We start from the raw sequence: 23,279 nt of genomic DNA on the forward strand, positions 1-23,279 counted from the left end.
TAACTAAAAAAAATTTTTTGAAGTTAATTAGTATAATATAAAGAAATACTATAATAGATAGTTTAAAACAAGGAATAAAAAAGGAAAGAAAATACTGTGTTACTACCTTGGTTTATTATCATACCATTTATAGGTGGTTTGCTCTGCTGGTTAGTAGAATATTTTAGTACCAAATTACCACGTTGGATCGCTCTAATTGCGATTGGCTTTACATTAATTTTTGATTTATATCTCTGGCTACAAGGAAACTATTTATTAATTCAAAAAAATATCATTATTAGTGTTATACCTCATTGGCAAGCTACTTTTTTACAGTCTTGGATTCCACGTTTTGGAATTAATTTCTATCTAGCGATTGATGGATTATCATTATTAATGATCATATTAACTAGTGTACTTGGTCTTATGGCTGTACTATGTTCTTGGAATGAGATTCAAAAATATCAAGGATTTTTTTATCTTAATTTAATGTGGATTTTTGTAGGAGTATTTGGTGTATTTCTTGCTATTGATATGTTTTTATTTTTCTTTTTTTGGGAAATGATGTTAATTCCAATGTATTTTCTTATTGCACTTTGGGGACATAAAGCATCAAATGGTAAAACACGTATCGCTGCTGCAACTAAATTTTTTATTTATACTCAAGCTTCTAGTTTAACGATGTTGATTGCGATACTTTCCTTAGTATTTATGCATTATGATATAACTGGTGTATGGACTTTTAAATATGAATCTTTAATTCAAACACCAATGTCCTATAATGTTGAATTTTTATTAATGTTAGGATTCTTTATAGCATTCGCTGTAAAAATGCCTATTATACCGTTACACGGATGGTTACCAGATGCACATAGTCAAGCACCTACTGCCGGTTCAGTTGATCTTGCTGGTATTCTTTTAAAAACAGCTGCTTATGGATTAATGAGATTTATTTTACCATTATTTCCACATGCTTCTATAAAATTTACACCTATTGTTATGTGGTTAGGTATAATTGGTATATTTTATGGTGCTTGGATGGCTTTTTCACAAGTAGATATTAAACGTCTTATTGCTTATACTTCTATCTCACATATGGGTTTTATATTAATAGCAATCTATAGTGGTAGCCAATTAGCTCTTCAAGGTGCAGTGGTACAAATGATAGCACACGGTATTTCAGCTGCAGCACTATTTATTCTATGTGGGCAATTATATGAACGTCTTCATACTAGAGATATGGATAAAATGGGTGGTTTATGGTCACGTATAAGATGGATTCCTGCTTTTTCCTTATTTTTTGCAGTAGCTAATTTAGGTATGCCTGGTACTGGTAATTTTATAGGTGAATTTATGATTTTAATTGGTAGTTTTCGGATAGTACCTATTATAATTACTATTGCTACTTTTAGTTTAGTTTTTGCTTCTGCCTACTCACTCATTATGATACAACGTGCTTATTATGGTACAGTACAATCTAAAAATAGATTGGCAGATATGTCATTACGTGAATTTTTTATGATAACTATACTTGTAGCACTTTTGTTTTTGTTAGGAGTATACCCACAACCAATACTTAAAACTTCTTATGCTGCAATTAATAATATTCAGCAATTATTTAATATTCCCAATCAATAATTTTTTATGAATATAAAATTTCAACAACTTATTGCATTATTACCACTACTTATTATTGGATGCACAGTTATAATTGTGATGCTAGCTATTGCATGGCAACGAAGTCATTTAATTAATGTTTTTTTAACGGTATTTGGGCTTAATTTAGCTTTGATTTCATTATTATTTGTTGCCCATAATGGTTCAATGGATGTCACAGAATTACTACGTGTAGATAAATATTCAATATTTTATAGTGGAATTATACTTTTAGCAAGTTTAGCTACATGTACATTTTCTTATCTTTGGCTATCTGGAAATTTTCCATATAGTAAAAATGAATTTTATATTTTATTATTAATCGCTACATTAGGTGGTCAAGTTCTTACAGGTGCTAATCATTTAGCTACATTATTTATTGGCATTGAATTAATATCGTTACCATTATTTGGAATGATTGGATATGCTTTTCATCAAAAACGAACTTTAGAATCTGCATTAAAGTACACTATTTTATCTGCTACAACTTCTGCTTTTTTATTATTTGGTATTGCATTAGTCTATATAAATTTTGGTAATTTAAGCTTTATTAATATTAGTCAATATATACATCATAATGCCAATATATTGAAACAACCACTTTTATTACTTGGATTAGGAATGATGCTTATAAGTTTTTTCTTTAAGTTATCATTAGCTCCTTTTCATTTATGGACACCAGACGTATATCAAGGTACACCTGCACCTGTATTAACTTTTTTCGCTACAGCCAGTAAGATTGCGATTTTTGTAGTAATGATACGTTTATTTATTTATGTACCATTTACTGATAATAATACAATATCTTTTATATTAAAATTCATAGCATTAATTTCTATATTATTTGGTAATGTTATGGCTATTTCACAAAGTAACATTAAACGTTTACTTGGTTATTCATCTATTGCTCATTTTGGATATTTACTTATTGTATTGATTACAATAAAAAATCATCAATTATCGCTAGAAGCCACTGGTGTTTATTTAACTGGTTATTTATTTAGTAGTTTAGGGGCATTTGGTGTAGTAAGTTTAATGTCAAGTCCATATAGCGGTCAAGATATAGATTCTTTGTATTCATATCGTGGTTTATTCTGGCATCGTCCAGTTTTATCTGCTGCGATGACTGTAATGATGTTATCTTTAGCTGGTATACCAATGACATTAGGTTTTATAGGAAAATTTTATGTTATTGCTTCAAGTGTACATGCACATTTATGGTGGTTAACACTAGCTATAGTTATTGGTAGTGCTATTGGTCTTTATTATTATTTAAGAGTTACAGTTAGCTTTTATCTTAGTCCTCCTGAAAAACATACTCACGATATACTAGCTGATTGGGAGTTTACAGCTGGTGGCATTGTAGTGTTACTTTGTACTATACTAGTAATATTATTAGGAATATATCCACAACCATTAATTAAATTAGTACAGATAGCTACACCTTTAATATAAAAATTATGGTTAATAATATCATTAAATTATAATTTACTATTAAAAATATTTTTTAACACATCTTTAAAGAAGAAAAAGTTAGAAAATTCATTAATTTATATTATAAATAATTTATTTTCAGTTGTTTTAAATCTTAAATATATATTAATTTACATTTCATAGAGAATAAAATTAATATATATTTAAGATAAATAAGTTAATTGATCAATTAAAATCGGAGGCATTAAAGTGTCGTCTACACATAAATTTGAAACATGCGACGAAACATGTATTGATGAAGAGTTAACATTATTAATTGAACCGTTAGAAAAGTTATTACAATATTCTGGTGATCAAAATAATCAAGAATATATCGAATTAAAAAATACAGCTAAGCAAACATTAGAAGATATAAAGAATCGTTTAACTCAAACTTCTGATAATTATTACTGTAAAGCAAAACAAGCAGCATATTGTGCTGATGATTACGTTCATGAAAAACCTTGGCAAAGCATTATTCTTGGTGCAGTTGCTGGTCTATTCACTGGTTTATTATTGGCAAGGAATTAAATATTATTCATGGACACGAATTAGTAATTCAACTAATCGTGTCCTATCTTCTTATATTTTTAATATTGCTTTAATTAAATTAATCTATAGCGTTATTTCTATTATAGTAAATATAGTAAATTCATTTAATTGATTAATGAGGTTCTCATCTTCTGAGAAAAAACGCTATTTAAATAAATATATACTTATTAAAAATACATTAGAGACAAAAATCTATGATAAACAATAATTATATTATATTGAAAAATAATTTCTTTTAGATTTGAAAATCTTTGAAATCAGATTCATTAACTGCAGCATCAATTTGACCAACTAAATATGAACTAACCTCAACTTCTTGTGGCGCAACTTGGACATTATCTGATATTAGCCATGCATTAATCCAAGGAATAGGATTAGATCTAGTCGGAAAAGGTAAATCTAAACCTACAGCTTGCATACGAATATTAGTAATATATTCAATATATTGACATAAAATATGTTTATTTAAACCAATCATTGATCCGCCACTAAATAAATAACTTGCCCATTCTTTTTCTTGTTCAGCTGCTGTTTTAAAAATTTTAAAACAATCATCTCTACAGGAAGTAGCAATATCTTTCATCGATATATCGTCTTCGCCAGTACGCATAAGATTTAATATATATTGAGTACCAGTTAGATGTAGTGCTTCATCTCGAGCAATAAGACGAATAATTTTTGCATTCCCTTCCATTAATTCTCTTTCAGCAAAAGCAAAGGCACAAGCAAAACTAACATAAAAGCGAATTGCTTCTAATGCATTTACGCTCATCAAACACATATATAACTGTTTTTTTAATTTATGTAAATTAACAGTAATTGTTTTATTTACTATTTTATGTATTCCTTCACCTAAAAGGTGCCAATAATTAGTTGTTTCAATTAAATTATCATAATATTTAGAAATATCTTGAGCACGAGCTAAAATTTGTTTATTGGTAACTATATCATCAAATATTAGTCCTGGATCATTAACAATATTACGGATAATATGAGTATAAGAACGAGAGTGAATTGTTTCAAAAAATGCCCACGTTTCAATCCAAGTTTCTAATTCAGGAATTGAAACTAAAGGAAGAAAAGCTACGTTTGGACTACGTCCTTGTATTGAATCAAGTAAAGTTTGATATTTTAAATTACTAATAAAAATATGTTTTTCATGCTCTGGCAATGCTTGGTAGTCAATTCTATCACGTGATATATCTATTTCTTCTGGTCTCCAAAAAAAGGAAAGTTGTTTTTCAATAAGTTTTTCAAACATATTATATTTTTGTTGATCAAAACGTACAACATTAACCGATTGACCAAAAAACATTGGTTCTTTTAATTGATCATTTTTATTTTTTGAAAATGTAGTATAAACCATAATGTTTATCCAAATTTAAACGGGCTAAATAATAGTGCTATTAACACTATTACAGTGCTTAAAATTAAATTTTACATGCACCACTTTCACAATAATCATCTTGAATTGAAATATTTATATCATCTTGTATATCCTCTGCACCATCTCGAGTATTCTGGTAGTAAAGTGTCTTTAATCCAAATTTATATGCAGTTAACATATCTTTCAGTAACTGCTTCATAGGAATTCTACCATTAGCAAATCGACTTGGATCGTAATTAGTATTAGAAGAAATAGATTGATCAATAAATTTTTGCATCACTCCGACTAGTTGTAAATAACCATTGTTAGATGGCATACCCCATAATAATTCATATTGATCTTTTAGTCGTTCATATTCAGGCACTACTTGACGTAATATTCCATCTTTAGAAGTTTTAATAGTAATATAACCACGAGGTGGCTCAATACCATTAGTAGCATTTGAAATTTGTGATGAAGTTTCAGATGGCATTATTGCAGATAGCGTAGAATTGCGAAGTCCATATATTTTAATTTGTTCACGTAAACTTTCCCAATCAAAATGAAGTGGCTCATTACATACACTATCTATGTCTTTTTTATAAGTATCAATTGGAAGAATACCTTGAGAATATGTGGTTTCTTTAAACCATGGACATGCGCCTTGTTCTTTAGCTAATTCATTTGAAGCTTTTAAAAGATAGTATTGAATTGCTTCAAAAGTTTTATGCGTTAAGTTATTAGCACTTCCGTCAGAATATCGTACATCATGTTTGGCTAAATAGTAAGCAAAGTTTATTACTCCTATGCCTAGTGTACGACGTCCCATGGCGCTACGTTTAGCAGCTGGGATTGGATAATTTTGATAGTCAAGTAATGCATCTAATGCACGTACTGTAAGTATCGCTAACTCTTCTAAATCTTCAAGATTATTAATAGCTCCCAGATTAAACGCAGATAATGTACATAAAGCAACTTCACCATTTTCATCATTAATATTTTCTAATGGCTTAGTTGGTAATACTATTTCTAAGCATAAATTAGATTGTCGTACTGGAGCAAGAATTGGATTGAATGGACTATGAGTATTACAATGATCTACATTTTGTATATAAATGCGTCCTGTAGAAGAACGTTCTTGCATCATCAAAGAAAATAAGTCAATGGCTTTTATACGTTTTTTACGAATACTATCATCTTTTTCATAATAATTATAAAGACGTTCGAATTCTTTTTGATCAGCAAAAAATGCATCATACATACCTGGTACATCAGATGGGCTAAAGAGTGTGATTTCTTGACCTTTTAATAAACGGCTATACATTAACTTATTAGTTTGTACTGCATAATCTATGTGACGAACTCGATTTTCTTCAATACCTCTATTATTTTTTAATACAAGTAAGCTTTCTATTTCTAAATGCCACATGGGATAGAACAAAGTTGCCGCTCCGCCACGTACTCCTCCCTGAGAACATGATTTAACTGCAGTTTGAAAATGTTTATAAAATGGAATACATCCTGTATGAAATGCTTCGCCATTACGTATTGAGCTGCCTAAAGCACGAATGCGCCCAGCATTTATACCAATACCAGCGCGTTGAGATACGTATTTTACAATAGCATTAGAGCTAGCATTAATTGAATTTAGACTATCATCACACTCTATTAGTACGCAGGAACTAAATTGTCGAGTTGGAGTACGTACTCCTGACATAATTGGTGTTGGTAAAGAGATCTTAAAAGTTGAAACTGCATCATAAAAGTGCTTGATATAGCTCATACGTTTGGTACGTGGATAATTTGAAAATAAACAAGCAGCCATTAATATATATAGAAATTGAGCACTTTCATAAATAGCACCATTCACACGATTTTGTACTAAATATTTTCCTTCTAGCTGTTTAACGGCAGCATAGGAAAAATTCATATCACGCCAGTGATCAATAAAACCATCCATTTGTTCAAATTCTTCAAAATTATAGTCTTCTAGTAAATGTCCATCATATTTTCCAAGTTTAACCATTTTTACAACTTGATCATATAGTTTAGGAGGTGCAAATTGCCCATACGCTTTTTTACGTAAATGAAAAATAGCTAAACGCGCTGCCAAATACTGATAATCTGGAGCATCCCGAGATATTAAGTCTGCAGCAGCTTTAATTATCGTTTCGTGTATATCTGAAGTTTTAATACCATTATAAAATTGAATATGAGAACGTAATTCAACTTGAGAAACAGAAACATTGTTTAACCCTTCAGTAGCCCAGTCTAGTACTCTATGAATCTTATCAAGATCAATTTTCTCCTGGCGTCCATCACGTTTAGTCACGAGTAAACTTTGGTTCATGTCACGTTTTTACCTTATGCGTTAAATGTCCAAAATTTTTAAAATCTCAGTTTATACAAAAATAAAATAATTAATAAAAATAATATTTATAACATTATATTGTCACTATATTGTCACTATATTGTAAAGATAAAACATAAAATCGTCACAAATAAAAGAAAGGGAGATATATTATTATTTTAATATTATGTAATTCATATTAAAACAATGAACATGAATTGATTTTGTGATGACAAAGAAACTTCAATCTTGTATAATAAATTTTTTATATATAAAAATTTTTACTAAAATTCTAAAAATTTAAAGACTTTTCGATTTTTAAAAAAATTATGTATTAAAGTATTTTTTATTAATAAATACTTTTTGAGTTATTTTATTTTTTCAGTCTACAAAGATATTTTGTCTAGTATAAGATTGTTATACAAGGTATTTAAAATAAAATTTAAATTAATATATTTGCATATTAAATAAGTTTAAAACTTAAAATAACATATTATAATTTAAAAAACTCTAATATTCTTTAATTAATATTTTTTTTTATATAAAATTCTTATTTTTATTTAAGTTTATTAGATTTTTAATTGAAAATTAAATAAATATTTTTATGACTTTAAATTAATAAACCTATATCATTTTATGAATATATTTAATTAAAACTACACAATTTATTTTTTCTATTGTCAATAATATTTATTTATTATTATAAATAAATTAACTTGTACTCTTTAAGTACATAAAAATGATTATTTATAATCAAATTAGTATTTTTATTGTAAAAAAACTAATTTAAAACAATAAGTTTTAGTAAAAAAATATTTTTTACTTTTACAATAAATAAAAAAATAAATGAAATGAATATAGTTATATATAAAAATATATATTTAGGAAACTTTAGAATAAAAAATATCAGTGAAAATATAAATTCATGATTAAGATTAATTAAAAAGATTAACACATATTTTATATATTTCATATATAAAGATATAATTTTATATTTTCTAATACTTTTTGTATAAGAATATAAATTCTAATAATTCAATTTTTATATGCCTATCTATATTCATTGATTAATATCATATAATACAAGTAAATATAAGTATTACTATTGAGTAATTTAAATCCTTAAATTTATGAAATTTCAATTAAAAACTAATAAATAATTTATGTAATATACTATAATAAATTTATTCATTGATATAAAAAGTATAATTTTTCTTTAATAAATTACTAAATATTATTTCATTATCAATTATTAGATTTTTTATTCAAAAACAAATTCATTTGCATAAGTTAATAAAATATTATTTATATTATCTATATTGTATAGATAATATAAATACAAAAATTTAACTTATAATAGTCAATTCATTGATTGTTTTAAAATTTAAATCAACACTAAACATTAATTATACTCATTATTTAAAGAAATAGAATATGCTTTTTATTTTTTTAAAATATGGGATTATATAGAGGAATAATTGCTTCATGAGTGACATTGCAAGAAAAATTATACCGGTTAATATTGAAGAAGAGTTAAAAAACTCTTATCTTGATTACGCCATGTCGGTCATAGTCGGCCGAGCCTTACCTGATGTACGTGATGGTCTGAAACCAGTACATCGCCGTGTTCTTTTCGCTATGAACGAATTAGGAAATGATTGGAATAAACCTTATAAAAAATCTGCTCGTGTAGTAGGTGATGTCATAGGTAAATATCATCCTCACGGTGATTCTGCTGTATATGATACAATAGTACGTATGGCTCAACCATTTTCTATGCGTTATATGTTAATAGATGGCCAAGGTAATTTTGGTTCCGTAGATGGTGATTCTGCTGCAGCTATGCGTTATACTGAAGTACGTATGGCAAAAATTTCTCATGAATTACTAGCTGATTTAGAAAAAGAAACAGTTAATTTTATCTCTAATTATGATAGTACAGAATATATTCCTGAAGTTCTACCTACTAAAATACCTAATTTACTAGTTAACGGCTCATCTGGTATTGCGGTAGGAATGGCAACTAATATCCCACCACATAATTTAACTGAAGTAATTAATGGTTGTCTTGCTTATATTAAAAATGAAAATATAAATGTTGAAGGATTAATGGAGCATATTTTAGGACCTGATTTTTCAACTGCAGGTATTATAAATGGTCGATGTGGTATTGAAGAAGCATATCGTACTGGCCGAGGTCGCATTTATATTCGAGCTCGTAGCAAAATTGAAATCGATTTAAGAAGTAATCGTGAAATCATAATTATTTATGAAATCCCTTATCAAGTAAATAAAGCCCGTTTAATTGAAAAGATTGCTGAATTAGTAAAAGATAAGCGTGTTGAAGGTATTAGTGGATTACGTGATGAGTCTGATAAAGATGGGATGCGCATTGTTATTGAAATTAAGCGTGATATTGCTGCTGAAGTAGTATTAAACAATCTTTATGCATTAACTCAACTACAAGTATCCTTTGGCATTAATATGGTTGCATTACATCACAATCAACCTAAAATAATGACATTGAAAGAAATGATAGAATCTTTTATTCATCATCGTAGAGAAGTAGTAACGCGTCGTACAATTTCAGAGTTGCGTAAAGCTCGTGAACGAGCTCATATCCTTGAAGGATTAGCAATTGCACGAGAGAATATAACACCTATGATTGATTTGATTCGTTTTTCTTCTACGGCACTTGAAGCAAAGGAAGATTTAATTTATCGATCGTGGAACGTTAACAATCTTTTAGATTGCATACATAATGAATTAGTGTATCCGGAGTGGTTAGAAGAAAAATTTAGAATACATAATAATAAGTATTATTTAACCGAACAGCAAGCCCAAGCTATTTTAGATTTACGTTTACAAAAATTAACTAGTTTAGAGCATGAAAAATTTTCAGAAGAATATAAAAATCTCATTAATCAAATTACGGAACTTTTACATATTTTACAAAGTTCTGATCGTTTAATGGAGGTTATTTGTGAAGAACTGAAAGCAATTCGTGACCAATTTGGAGATGAACGTCGTACTGAAATTAAATCTAATATTGTAGATATAAATGTTGAAGATTTGATAAAGCAAGAAGATGTAGTAGTAACTCTATCTCATCAAGGATATGTTAAATATCAACCATTATCTGACTATGAAGCTCAAAGGAGAGGTGGTAAAGGAAAATCTGCAGCTCGAATTAAAGAAGAAGATTTTATGCATTGCTTATTAGTTGCTAATACGCATGATACTATCTTATGTTTCTCTAGTCATGGACGTCTTTATTGGATAAAGGTATATAAGTTACCAGAAGCAAGTCGTAGTGCACGTGGTCGTCCAATCGTTAATCTACTTCCTTTAGAAAACAAGGAACGTATTACTGCTATTTTACCAGTACGTAAATATATAGAAGGAGTTAATATTTTTATGGCTACTTCTAACGGTATTGTTAAAAAAACATCATTAAAAGAATTTAGTCGTCCACGTAATAGCGGTATAATAGCAATTAAATTACATGAAGATGATGAATTAATAGGAGTAGCACTAACAAATGGTAACGATGAGGCTATGTTACTTTCTGCTGCTGGCAAAGTAGTACGTTTTTCAGAAACTTCAGTTAGAAGTATGGGACGTTTTACATCTGGTGTAAAGGGAATAAAGTTAGCCAAAGGTGATAAAGTTGTATCATTAATTATACCGAGGGATAAAGGAGCAATTCTTACAGTAACACAAAATGGATACGGTAAACGTACTAATAATAATGCATATCCAACTAAATCACGTGCTACTCAGGGTGTAATTTCAATTAAAGTTACCAAACGTAACGGATTAGTTGTAGGAGCAGTACAAGTAGTAGAGAGCGATCAAATTATGATTATCACTGATGCTGGCACATTAGTACGTATGCGAGTTTCTGAAGTTAGTATAATAAGTCGCAATACGCAAGGTGTTATTTTAATTCGTACTTCAGAAGAAGAAAATGTAGTAGGCTTACAACGTGTTGAAGATCCAGTTGGAAAAAAATTTGATATTATTAATAATAACTTTATAGAAGGCAGATAAATAATAAATTACATCAAAAGATTAATAATAAAGTTAATATAATCTGTTAAATACATTATAATACATAAAATTTATATAATCTAATGTAAATTTATATTTAAAATTTTATTTTTTATGTTTCATTGTAAATCAAAAATAATTCAATGTAGAATTTTATAATATATTTTTAATAAATATTTAAATATTCTTTAAATTTATCCTGTCAATTAAAGTATATTATATATTTAGTACAATACTAAATGAGACGAATTATTTTTCATATCATTTATTATTTAATAAATAAATATATGTAATTAGGTAAGTAAATGATTTTTCAGTATCTAATATTATTTTTTTTTACTTTAACATGTTTGATTAGTTGTAATACTTATCATAATAACATAGTGCTAGAAGGAAAAACCATGGGAACTGTGTGGCGTGTAATTCTAGCAGGTATAGATATTCAACAAAAATTTAAATTGTTTAATGATATTCAAGCACAATTAAATTTCGATGAACAAGAGTTGTCAACTTGGAAAAACAATTCAATATTATCACGTTTTAATAGATTTCAAGGATGTCAACCTCAGAAAATTAGTAATAATATTGCTAATATTATTGCTAAAGAGTTATATATTGGGAATAAAACAAACGGTGCACTGGATATTACTATAGGATCATTAGTAAATTTATGGGGATTTGGTCCAATAAATCAACCAAAACATATACCTAGTAACGATAAAATAGCAGCTATAAAAGCGTTAACTGGATTACAGCACTTACGAGTTATTTATTCTTTTAATGAACAATGGTTACAAAAGGATATTCCTGGTTTGTATGTTGATCTTTCTTCTGTAGGAGAGGGTTATGCTACGGATCATCTTGCACTTCTATTAGAACAAAAAGGCATTAATAATTACTTAGTCTCAGTTGGAGGTGCAGTATTAAGCCATGGAATGAATTCTAAAAATCGACCATGGCGAGTTGGAATTCAAAAGCCAACTGATCTTAAAAATTTAGTAGAATTATCTGTTGATCTACATGGGCATGGTATTAGCACTTCTGGCTCTTATCGTAATTATTATGAACTAGATGGTAAACGTATATCGCATATTATAGATCCCACAACTGGAAGACCTATAAATCACAATTTAGTTTCAGTAACTGTAATTTCTAATACTGCATTAGAATCTGATAGTTGGGATACTAGTTTAATGGTAATGGGAAATAAGCGAGCTCAATTATTAGCTCTTAAAGAGAAATTAGCAGTATTATTAATTAGTAAACATGGAAATGGTTTTGTATCTTGGATGTCCCCTCAATTTAAATCATTTGTTATATCTTAATTTATATTTTCATTAATCAATTTAGTACTATCAAGAGAATAAAGTAAAAGTATTAGTAATCTTACTTTATATTATTTTAAATTAATTGTAAATCGGTACGAGAGGATTTGAACCTCTGCCCCCTGACACCCCATGACAGTGCGCTACCAAGCTACGCTACGTACCGATATATAAATATATATAGTAAATTTTAAAAAAATCACATACAAATTAATTTGTATGTGATTAAATCATTTCATTAAATATAACATTATAACTCAATGTAGTTTAAACAAATTATTATAGATAATAACTTATATATTATTCAATTATGCAAATTAATAACAAGTATTAAAATACTTAAATGTATTTTAATCTTTTTTAAAATAAAAATAAGTATATTTTTATTTTAAAAATTAGATAGATCTGATAAAATCAATATGTTGTAATTTAGGTTTAAATGGATGTCGCTGGATAGCTTTTACTTTAACTTTAGTTTCCTTACCATCAACTATTATGGTTAATAATTTATTATAGAAATCAGGTTTACTATGAATGTTACTAACTGTATCTTGACTTAATGCAATAAAAATTGCAGGATCTAACCCTCCATAAATTATAGCAGGAAATTTATTTTTTACTCGTAAACGACGACTTGCATTTTTACCTATTTTTTTACGAACTTCCGCATGAATAATAAACATTTTTATTATTTATCTCTTAGTATTATTTTTTAACATTTAGTAATTAATTATTTAAAATCTATCCTATAAATGATACGTTATCCGAATTATTATATATTTATATTCTTATATTTAATACATAAATATATGTTTTTTTTACTATTTAACATTATTAATTGTATTAGTATTTAACCTTATTTATTTTAAGGGTGATGAAAAATAATTTCAATAATTAATTTCTAAAAATTACTTATTAATATATAAAATTACTAACAAAAAGTTTTTATTTTATTCATTTAAATAAGAAATGCATTAATAAAATTTAATTCATATTTATTATTATAATTATTTATATTTAATAATTTTTATATAAAAATTATCTTATTAATAGATTATTCAGTAATTTTAATAAAAATCTATTTATCTTCACTAGAAAACATTTTCTTTTATATGTTTTTGATGTTTTTTAAATATAAAACTTTAAATTATCATCTTTTGTATTAATCAATAAATTAAGTCAATAATTTATTTAAACCAAATATTTTGTTTTTTACATGAAACTTATAATCTGTAAATCTATTATAGATAATTGGAGAATATATAATGAGTACTTTCACTCGAGAAGCTTCTATGGTTCACGAAGCTCTATTAATACGTGGGCTTGAAACACCATTGCGCGCTTCTGTATATGAAATAGATGTAGAATCACGTAAACGTGCTATTACCGATCATATAATTCATATTATGCAACTTCTTAATTTAGATATAAAAGATGATAGTTTAACGGAAACACCGCACCGCATTGCTGAGATGTATGTAAATGAAATTTTTTCAGGCCTTGATTATAATAATTTCCCTAAGATAACTGTCATTAAAAATAAAATGAAAATAAATGAGATGATTACTGTACGTGATATCATTCTAACTAGTACTTGTGAACATCATTTTTTAAGTATTGATGGAAAAGCTATTGTTGCTTATATACCTAGAGAAAAAGTAATAGGTCTATCAAAAATTAACCGTATCGTACATTTTTTTGCTCAACGACCTCAAGTACAAGAACGTTTAACACAGCAAATATTAGTAGCATTACAAACTTTACTTGGCACTATTAATGTAGCAGTTTCTATTGATGCAGTCCATTATTGCGTAAAAGCAAGAGGTGTAAAAGATGTTACTAGTGCTACTACAACTACTTCACTTGATGGATTATTTAAATCTAGTCAAAATACTAGACAAGAATTTCTACGTACACTATGCCATAGTTAATGTTAAAATATAGTTAATATAAAATATAGATTAAGTATAAAATACTAACTAAATTAATTCTATTATATTAAATATAATATATTTCTTAGGTTATTAATTTTATTTTGAATAAAAGAATCATTAATAATTATAAACGAACAATTATAGTTAAATTAATATTTAAAAAGATATTTAAAATTTTAAAATATTATTAATAATAATAAGTTATATATAATAAATTTTATTTATTTAATTTAGCAATAAAAATTTTAAATTTTTTATTGCTAAATTAATGAATATTTACTATTTTACATTCACTATAATATAAGTATTTATTTAAAAATATTAATTTATATAATAATATAAATCATTATATTAGATTGATATTATTTGTCATCAATTAATTATGTTCATAGTTAATCTTTTTATGTCAATAAAAAATTAGTTTTAATAAAAATTAAAAAATAATTATTTATATTATATATGAATATATTATGATATTTATTTATTGTTTTAAGGCTTTAAAAAAGTCAATATTGTTTTATTAAAATTATTCTGATAAAAAATTTTATAAATTAATTTTTTAGAATACTTTATTTTAAATTAATTAGTAAAATACTTATAATCTATCCTAGATTATTAAATCTTTTAATTTTTAAAATAGAATAAATTTCTTTCAATTCTTCTTTAGTAAGAATCTGATACTGAAAAAATTATAACTTAATTAAGAACTACTATTAACTATTTTAATTTGTGATTACATTCACATTCAATTAAGCAATCATTTCATACAATAATAAATATTATTATGGATTAGATATATAATATTTTTTACTTTTTTAGATTAATTTCCATAATTAAATTTAGCATAAAAATATTTTACATAAAAAATAAGTTTTTATTAAAAATAATCATCGGAATAAGAGAAATTATCAGTATAATTAATGAATCTAGGAGATCTTTATAAATATGAAGAATAAAAAGATTTTAATACTTACAGCATTAATTGCTAGTATGACTATGATAATGACAGCATCTGGTAATGTTCGTGTTGGAGTAACTATTTATAAATATGATGACAATTTTATGTCAATGGTACGAAAGCATCTTGAAAAAGAAGTGAAAAAGGTACATGGTGTTGAGTTGTTAATGAATGATTCACAAAATGATCAATCTAAACAAAATGATCAAATTGATATTTTGATAGCAAAAGGTGTTAAAGTATTAGCAATTAATCTAGTAGATCCAGCTGCTGCTGCAGTTGTTATTGATAAAGCACGTGCTAATAATATACCTGTTGTTTTCTTTAATAAAGAACCAAATGCTAAAGTATTATCTAGTTATAATAAAGCGTATTACGTAGGTGCTGACTCTAAAGAATCTGGTATAATTCAAGCTCAGCTTATTGAAAAACATTGGAAATCAACACCATCATGGGATTTAAATAAAGATGGTAAGATTCAATATGTACTTCTTAAAGGAGAGCCTGGTCATCCTGATGCTGAAGCTCGTACTAAATATGTAATTAAAACGTTAAATAAACACGGAATAAAAACACAACAGCTCGCAATAGATTCTGCAATGTGGGAAACAGCACTAGCAAAAGATAAAGTTGAAGCTTGGTTATCTGGGCCTAAAGCAAGTAAAATCGAGATGATTATTGCTAATAATGATGCAATGGCAATGGGTGCTATAGAAGCATTGAAAGCGTATAATAAATATATTCCAGTATTTGGGGTTGATGCTTTACCAGAAGCATTAACAATGGTTAAATCAGGTTTAATGGCTGGTACAGTATTAAATGATGCAAAAAATCAAGCAAAAGCGACATTTAATATTGCAATTAATATTGCAAAAGGTAAAAAGAAATATTTAAGAAAATCAAGGATTGGCTTTAAATTGAAAAATAATATCGTCCGCGTACCTTATGTAGCAATAGACAAAGAAATTTTGTCTAAATCTTTAAAATAATTTACTTTATTTTTACCATAATAAAATTAGATTTTTAATTTATTAGTTTATATTTAATAAATTCTTTAGTTCTGTCAGGATAAATTATGCAGGATAATAATCCTAGCGTACAACAAAATTACCTATTGAAAATGGAAAATATATCTAAATCATTTCCAGGAGTGAGGGCTCTACATAATGTAAATTTAAAAGTGCGTCCTTACTCTGTTCATGCGCTAATAGGAGAAAATGGTGCAGGTAAATCAACATTATTAAAATGTTTATTTGGGATTTATAAAAAGGATAAAGGCAATATTTTCTTTCAGAACAAAGAAATTGATTTTAAGAGTTCAAAAGAAGCTTTAGAACATGGTATATCTATGGTCCATCAAGAATTAAATTTAGTTTTACAACGTAATGTAATGGATAATATGTGGCTTGGTCGATATCCATGTAAAAATATGTTTATCAACCAAAACGAAATGTATAGAAATACTAAAGACATATTCGAACAATTAGATATCAATATTGATCCTTTAGATAATGTAGCCGAACTTTCTATTTCACAAATGCAAATGATTGAAATTGCTAAAGCTTTTTCTTATAATGCAAAGATAGTTATTATGGATGAACCAACTTCATCATTAACTGAAAAAGAAATTAATCACTTATTTACAATAATTCGTAATTTGAAAAATAGAGGGTGTGGAATTATTTATATTTCTCATAAAATGGAAGAAATATTTAAGATTTGTGATGAGGTTACTATTTTACGTGATGGAGAATGGATTACTACTCAGTTATTAAAAGATTTAGATATGGATAAAATTATTGCCACGATGGTTGGTCGCCCTCTAAAACAGCGATTTCCTAAAAAAACTAACACTCTAGGAGAAATAATCCTTAAAGTTGAGAATCTAACATCTCTACAGCAACCATCCATTAAAAATGTATCTTTTAATTTACGTAAAGGGGAAATTTTTGGTATTGCTGGACTTGTAGGTTCAAAACGTACTGATATTTTAGAAGTTATTTTTGGAGTCAGAAAAAAATCACATGGAACTATTACATTGCATGGTAAAGAAATTAATAATCGTAGGACTAAAGAAGCTATTAATAATGGCTTTGCATTAGTAACAGAAGAACGTCGAACAACTGGTATTTATGCTTATTTAGATATTACATTTAATACTATTATTGCAAATATTAAAAGATATCAAAATAATTTTGGATTTCTTAATAAAAAATTTATGATAAGTGATACTCAATGGGTTATTAATACTATGCGAGTAAAAACTCCTTCTCATCAAACAAAAATTATAGCTCTTTCTGGAGGCAATCAACAAAAAGTTATTATTGGACGTTGGTTATTAACTAAACCAGAAATTTTAATGCTTGATGAACCAACACGTGGAATTGATATTGGAGCTAAATTAGAAATTTATAATCTTATCAATGAATTAGCAAATCAAAAAAAAGGTATTATTATTATTTCTTCTGAAATGCCAGAGTTATTAGGTATTACAGATCGTATTTTAGTTATGAGTAATGGAAAAGTAGCTGGCATTCTTGATACCAAGAGCACTTCTCAAGATGAAATTTTCCGTCTAGCATCACTATACCTTTAAATATGGTGAAGGATTTTTAACATGAAAATGATTAAGAAGAGTTCATTAAACTGGTTACAAGAAGGTGGAATTTACGGTGTCCTATTTTTACTTTTAACTATCATTATTTTAAAAGATCAAACTTTTTTAAGTTTAACCAATTTGAGTAATATTTTAACTCAATCTTCTGTACGTATTATTATCGCATTAGGTGTATCCTGCTTAATTGTTACTCAAGGCACTGATCTTTCTGCAGGACGTCAAGTAGGTTTATCTGCTCTAATATCAGCTTCACTACTACAATCTATGGATAATGTAAATAAAGTTTTCTTACATTTAAATACTTTGCCTATTTCATTAGTTCTTTTAACTGTATGTATTATTGGTAGCATGATTGGCTTTTTTAATGGGATCATAATTGCGTATCTAAAAGTTACACCGTTTATTACTACGTTAGGAACAATGACTATCGTATATGGAATTAATTCACTCTATTATGATTTTGTAGGTTCATCACCAATCGCAGGATTTGATGCTAGTTTTTCTAAATTTACACAAGGCTTTTTGCAGTTAGGTAATTTTAAGCTTTCTTTTATTACTTTTTATGCTATTATTGCAATTATATTTATTTGGATTTTATGGAATAAAACACGATTCGGTAAAAATATTTTTGCTATAGGTGGTAATCCAGAAGCGGCAAAAGTATCAGGTGTAAATGTATCATTAAATCTTATTTTAGCGTATATGCTATCAGGAATTTTTTATGCGATAGGTGGAATATTAGAAGCTGGGAGAGTTGGTAGTGCTACTAATAATCTTGGTTTTATGTATGAATTAGATGCAATTGCAGCATGTGTAGTTGGTGGTGTTTCTTTTTCTGGTGGTGTAGGGACAGTAGCTGGTGTTGTTACAGGTGTAATAATTTTCACAGTTATTAACTATGGATTAACTTATACTGGTGTTAATCCTTATTGGCAATACATTATTAAAGGTAGTATCATTATTTTAGCTGTAACCTTAGACTCATTAAAATATGTAAAAAAGAAATAAATATTTTATGGAAAATATTTATTTCTTTAAAAAAATTCAAGTTAAATATCATTTTTCTTTACTTGATTTCTCGTGACATTCTTTTTTAGCATCCTTAATCAAATCATTAATTTTATTCATTTCTATACGTTTATACATTTCCTTGAAAGGAGAGATAGTATGATTAATTAATGGATAAGGGATATCTTCCCAAGATAATTCACTTTGAAGAAAATCTTCAGCTTTTTTGCTGATTAATGGTAATACTGGTTTTAGCCAAATCATTATAATTCTAAATAAATTAATACTCATTGAACAAATAGATTGTAATTCAACAATATGCTTTGTATCTTTTGCTAGCATCCAAGGTTTTTGATTATCTACATAGCGATTAGCAATATCTGCCATTGTCATAATTTTACGAGTAGCATAATTAAATTCACGGTTTTCCCAAGCATCACCAATTTTTTCAGAAGCTTTAATAAAAGTTTGATAAAGTAATGGGTCTGCTAATTTATTTGATAATTTACCATCAAAATATTTTATTAAAAAGTTAGCATTACGTGATGCTAAGTTTATTACTTTATTTACTATATCAGAATTTACCCGTTTTACAAAATCTATAAAATTTAAGTCAATATCATCAATATTTGATGAAATCTTTGTAGCATAATAATAACGTAGACTTTCAGAATCTAGATGACGTAGCCAAGTACTAGCTTTAATAAAAGTACCACGTGATTTTGACATTTTAGCACCATTTATTGTAATATAACCATGAACGAATAAATAAGTTGGTTTACGGAAATTACAACCTTCTAATATTGCAGGCCAAAATAAACTATGGAAATAAACTATGTCTTTCCCTATAAAATGATATAATTCAGTAGTGGAGTTTTTATTCCAGAATTCCTCAAAATCTATATTACTATTTTTATCGCATAAATTTTTGAATGATCCCATGTAACCTATTGGAGCATCAAGCCAAACATAAAAATATTTATCTGGTACTTGAGGAATTTTAAAACCAAAATATGGTGCATCTCTTGAAATATTCCATTGCTTTAACCCTGATTTAAACCATTCTTGCATTTTATTTGCAACTTGTTTTGGCATTATTCCAGAATGAATCCAATCTTTAAGCATGTTACTAAATGAAGGTAGATCAAAAAATAAGTGATTCGAATCGCGTATTTCTGGCTTTACGCCTGAAAGTATAGATTTTGCTTCAATTAAATCTGTTGAATTATAAGTTGATCCACATATTTCACAGTTATCACCATATTGATCTAAAGATTTACATTTAGGACATGTACCTTTCACAAAACGATCTGGTAAAAACATTTTTTTTATTGGATCGTAAAGCTGAAAAACAGTATGTTTTTTAATAAATCTATTTTTTTTTAAAATTTTATAAATTAATTTAACAAAATAATGATTTTCTTTACTATGTGTTGTATGATAATTATCATAACTAATATTAAAGTTAGCAAAATCTATTTCGTGTTCACTCTTCATTTTTGTTATTACTTGCTCTGGTGAAAGCCCTAATTGTAGAGCTTTTAACATAATTGGAGTTCCATGAGCGTCATCAGCACAAATAAAATAAACTTGCTTACCACGCATTTTCTGATAACGGACCCAAATATCTGCTTGTATATGTTCAAGCATGTGACCTAAATGAATTGAACCATTTGCATAAGGTAATGCGCATGTTACTAGAATCTTTTTAACTACTTTAGTCATGATATAAATATCTTTTTATAAAAGGGAAAATCAATCTTCAAATATTAATACAAAATTAGTCATTTCTTTTAATTCTTGAGTAATAAAAGGATTAAATATTTTCAAAGATTTATATTAATAAATAATGTCATCAAATTTTATATGTATATAATTAAAATTATCAATAGTTTTAGTAAAATACTATTTATTTTTTTAAATTTTCTACTAATAAAAATATTTTATAGAATAAATATTCTATAATATGTATTTAATCGAATAAAAAAATTCTAATGTATATAGAAATAATAATAAATATCATGTAAGGTGTTTTATCTATTTTAATGGAGGTTCAACATGTCAATTATTAATACTAAAATCAAACCTTTCAAAAATAGTGCCTTTAAAAATGGAGAATTTATTAATATAACAGAACAAGATATTATAGGTAAATGGAGTATATTTTTCTTTTATCCAGCTGATTTTACTTTTGTATGTCCAACAGAATTAAGTGATTTAGCTGATCACTATGATGAATTTCAAAAGTTAGGTGTCGATATATACTCTATTTCAACTGATACACATTTTACTCATAAAGCATGGCATAGTTTTTCTAAAACTATTGCAAAAATTCGATATGCAATGATTGGTGATCCAACTGGTATATTAACACGTAACTTTGAAATTATGCGTGAATCTGAAGGTTTAGCTGATCGTGGTACGTTTATTATTGATCCAGAAGGTATCATTCAAGCAATCGAAATAACTGCTGAAGGTATAGGACGTGACGCATCTAATCTTTTACGTAAAATAAAAACAGCTCAATATGTTTCTTCTCATCCAGGTGAAGTATGTCCAGCTAAATGGAAAGAAGGTGACTCAACTATATCACCATCAATAGATTTAATTGGAATTTTATAAATAAATTTAAATTTTTATTTAAAAAAACATTTACCTAAAATAAATTAAAAGTTCAATTATATAAAAAATTTAATACTGAATTAGTAATTTTTTATAGGTATATATATTTACATATATGCCTATATGTATTTTAAAATATTTAATATATTACTATGTAATTATAGTACAGAATATTTAAAAATAATAATTTTTTAATATTCAAAAGTAAACCTTAGTATAAAAGAATATATAAAATAAAGGATTAATTGTAAAATCAATATGAGAAATTTCAGAAATAAATAGATTAGTATTTAATAATAGGAAATATTTTTTTATTTGCTGATTTTAAGATAAAAATCTTAAAATAATTTATTTTTAATTCAAAAATTATTATAGATATTAAAAGTAATACTATGAAATATATTAATGTTTTAACCATTGCTGGTACCGATCCAAGTGGTGGAGCTGGAATTCAAGCTGATCTTAAAACATTTTCAGCTCTTAGGGCATATGGTACTAGCGTAATTACTGTACTAGTAGCACAGAATACTTGCGGAGTACAATCACTTTATCATATTGATGATTTTTTTATTAGTGAGCAACTTAATTCAGTGTTAGATGATGTACGAATTGATGCTGTTAAAATAGGAATGCTAGCAGAAACAAAAATTATTGAGGTAGTAGCAGAAAGATTGAAAAGTACTAATTTACCTTTTATTGTTTTTGATCCTGTCATGATCGCCAAAAGTGGAGATTCGCTGTTATCAACTATTGCATTGACTAAAATGCGTGAATTAATGTTACCTAATGTAACATTAATTACTCCAAACTTACCAGAAGCAGCTATGCTTTTAGATAGCTCTATAGCAAAAAATGAAAAAACAATGATAGAACAAGGTAATGCATTAATTAATATTGGTTGTAAAGCTGTATTGATAAAAGGTGGACATCTTAATAATAAGGAAAGTCCAGATTGGTTAATAACAAAAACCTTTCAACGGCGCTTTACTTCAAGAAGACTTAATATGCGTAATACCCATGGAACAGGATGTTCTTTATCAGCTGCAATAACAGCTTTATATCCAAGATATGGCAATTTGTTAGATACAATAACAGAAGCTAAAAATTGGTTACAACAGGCTATACTACATTCTAATTCGTTAGAGGTAGGTAAAGGTATAGGTCCTATACATCATTTTCATCAATGGTGGTAGATAATAAAATAAACTTAATATATTATACATGGAAAATTTACAACTGCTAATTTTATAATTACTAGAAAGTAAATCCCTAAAATATGAAAAATTCATAATTATTCTTATCAAGAATTTAATACTCTAACTAATTTATTAAATATAAAACAATAATTTAATTATTATGAATAATAAAGTTAAATGACTTTAACTT

The 23,279-nt window shown here is 26.9% G+C and carries 15 protein-coding genes and 1 tRNA gene; 11 read left to right on the forward strand and 5 right to left on the reverse strand.

Annotation, left to right across the window (positions count from 1 at the left end):
* Positions 1-96 precede the first annotated feature (96 nt).
* The 3 genes from nuoM to FD728_RS00925 all read left to right on the forward strand — a co-directional run bounded on the left by nuoM (position 97) and on the right by FD728_RS00925 (position 3,639).
* Entirely contained in the window at positions 97-1,617 is a 1,521-nt protein-coding gene (nuoM, locus tag FD728_RS00915) for an NADH-quinone oxidoreductase subunit M (protein WP_159933889.1), read from the forward strand.
* Between the two features lie 6 nt (positions 1,618-1,623).
* Positions 1,624-3,090, forward strand: a complete 1,467-nt coding sequence (gene nuoN / locus FD728_RS00920) for an NADH-quinone oxidoreductase subunit NuoN (RefSeq protein WP_159933891.1) — start codon at positions 1,624-1,626, stop codon at positions 3,088-3,090.
* Between the two features lie 228 nt (positions 3,091-3,318).
* Positions 3,319-3,639: a DUF883 domain-containing protein gene (locus tag FD728_RS00925; RefSeq protein WP_159933896.1), complete on the forward strand. Its 321-nt coding sequence runs from the start codon at positions 3,319-3,321 to the stop codon at positions 3,637-3,639.
* Between the two features lie 256 nt (positions 3,640-3,895).
* Here the strand turns inward: FD728_RS00925 and nrdB are convergent, their stop codons facing one another.
* Positions 3,896-5,026 (reverse strand): class Ia ribonucleoside-diphosphate reductase subunit beta, encoded by a 1,131-nt coding sequence (nrdB, locus tag FD728_RS00930; protein ID WP_159933898.1) that lies wholly within the window; start codon positions 5,024-5,026, stop codon positions 3,896-3,898.
* A gap of 64 nt (positions 5,027-5,090) precedes the next feature.
* Positions 5,091-7,376, reverse strand: a complete 2,286-nt coding sequence (gene nrdA / locus FD728_RS00935; protein WP_159933900.1) for a class 1a ribonucleoside-diphosphate reductase subunit alpha — start codon at positions 7,374-7,376, stop codon at positions 5,091-5,093.
* 1,485 nt (positions 7,377-8,861) lie between these two features.
* On the opposite strand from nrdA, the gene gyrA reads away from it, so the two are divergent.
* Together gyrA and apbE are read left to right on the forward strand one after the other, a co-directional pair.
* Positions 8,862-11,429 (forward strand): DNA topoisomerase (ATP-hydrolyzing) subunit A, encoded by a 2,568-nt coding sequence (gyrA, locus tag FD728_RS00940; protein WP_159933902.1) that lies wholly within the window; start codon positions 8,862-8,864, stop codon positions 11,427-11,429.
* 305 nt (positions 11,430-11,734) lie between these two features.
* On the forward strand, positions 11,735-12,754 hold the full coding sequence (apbE, locus tag FD728_RS00945) for an FAD:protein FMN transferase ApbE (protein ID WP_159933904.1): 1,020 nt from the start codon (positions 11,735-11,737) through the stop codon (positions 12,752-12,754).
* A gap of 92 nt (positions 12,755-12,846) precedes the next feature.
* On the opposite strand, the gene FD728_RS00950 is transcribed toward apbE, so the two are convergent.
* Together FD728_RS00950 and rplY are read right to left on the reverse strand one after the other, a co-directional pair.
* A tRNA-Pro gene (locus tag FD728_RS00950) sits at positions 12,847-12,920 on the reverse strand.
* Between the two features lie 229 nt (positions 12,921-13,149).
* The gene (gene rplY / locus FD728_RS00955) at positions 13,150-13,437 is read right to left on the reverse strand and encodes a 50S ribosomal protein L25 (RefSeq protein ID WP_159933906.1); all 288 of its coding nucleotides are present in this window, start codon (positions 13,435-13,437) and stop codon (positions 13,150-13,152) included.
* Positions 13,438-14,019: 582 nt separating this feature from the next.
* Here rplY and folE point away from each other — a divergent pair.
* The 4 genes from folE to mglC all read left to right on the forward strand — a co-directional run bounded on the left by folE (position 14,020) and on the right by mglC (position 19,271).
* The gene (gene folE / locus FD728_RS00960; protein WP_159933908.1) at positions 14,020-14,685 is read left to right on the forward strand and encodes a GTP cyclohydrolase I FolE; all 666 of its coding nucleotides are present in this window, start codon (positions 14,020-14,022) and stop codon (positions 14,683-14,685) included.
* Between the two features lie 948 nt (positions 14,686-15,633).
* On the forward strand, positions 15,634-16,635 hold the full coding sequence (gene mglB, locus FD728_RS00965; protein WP_159933910.1) for a galactose/glucose ABC transporter substrate-binding protein MglB: 1,002 nt from the start codon (positions 15,634-15,636) through the stop codon (positions 16,633-16,635).
* A gap of 86 nt (positions 16,636-16,721) precedes the next feature.
* Complete coding sequence (gene mglA / locus FD728_RS00970) at positions 16,722-18,242, forward strand: galactose/methyl galactoside ABC transporter ATP-binding protein MglA (protein ID WP_159933912.1); 1,521 nt, start codon at positions 16,722-16,724, stop codon at positions 18,240-18,242.
* A 21-nt stretch (positions 18,243-18,263) separates the two neighbouring features.
* Positions 18,264-19,271 carry a galactose/methyl galactoside ABC transporter permease MglC gene (gene mglC, locus FD728_RS00975; protein ID WP_159933914.1) on the forward strand — a complete coding sequence of 336 codons (1,008 nt, stop codon included), beginning with the start codon at positions 18,264-18,266 and terminating at the stop codon, positions 19,269-19,271.
* Between the two features lie 48 nt (positions 19,272-19,319).
* On the opposite strand, the gene metG is transcribed toward mglC, so the two are convergent.
* Entirely contained in the window at positions 19,320-20,996 is a 1,677-nt protein-coding gene (gene metG / locus FD728_RS00980) for a methionine--tRNA ligase (protein ID WP_159933916.1), read from the reverse strand.
* Between the two features lie 333 nt (positions 20,997-21,329).
* Between metG and ahpC the strand changes: the two genes are divergently transcribed.
* Both ahpC and thiD read left to right on the forward strand, forming a co-directional pair.
* Positions 21,330-21,893: an alkyl hydroperoxide reductase subunit C gene (gene ahpC / locus FD728_RS00985; RefSeq protein ID WP_159933918.1), complete on the forward strand. Its 564-nt coding sequence runs from the start codon at positions 21,330-21,332 to the stop codon at positions 21,891-21,893.
* A gap of 392 nt (positions 21,894-22,285) precedes the next feature.
* A complete protein-coding gene (thiD, locus tag FD728_RS00990) occupies positions 22,286-23,086 on the forward strand; it encodes a bifunctional hydroxymethylpyrimidine kinase/phosphomethylpyrimidine kinase (RefSeq protein WP_159933920.1) in 801 nt (266 codons plus the stop codon).
* The last annotated feature ends 193 nt before the right edge of the window (positions 23,087-23,279 follow it).

The sequence above is a fragment of the Pantoea sp. Aalb genome, from assembly GCF_009829985.1.
In the GTDB taxonomy this organism is placed as follows: domain Bacteria; phylum Pseudomonadota; class Gammaproteobacteria; order Enterobacterales; family Enterobacteriaceae; genus SZZU01.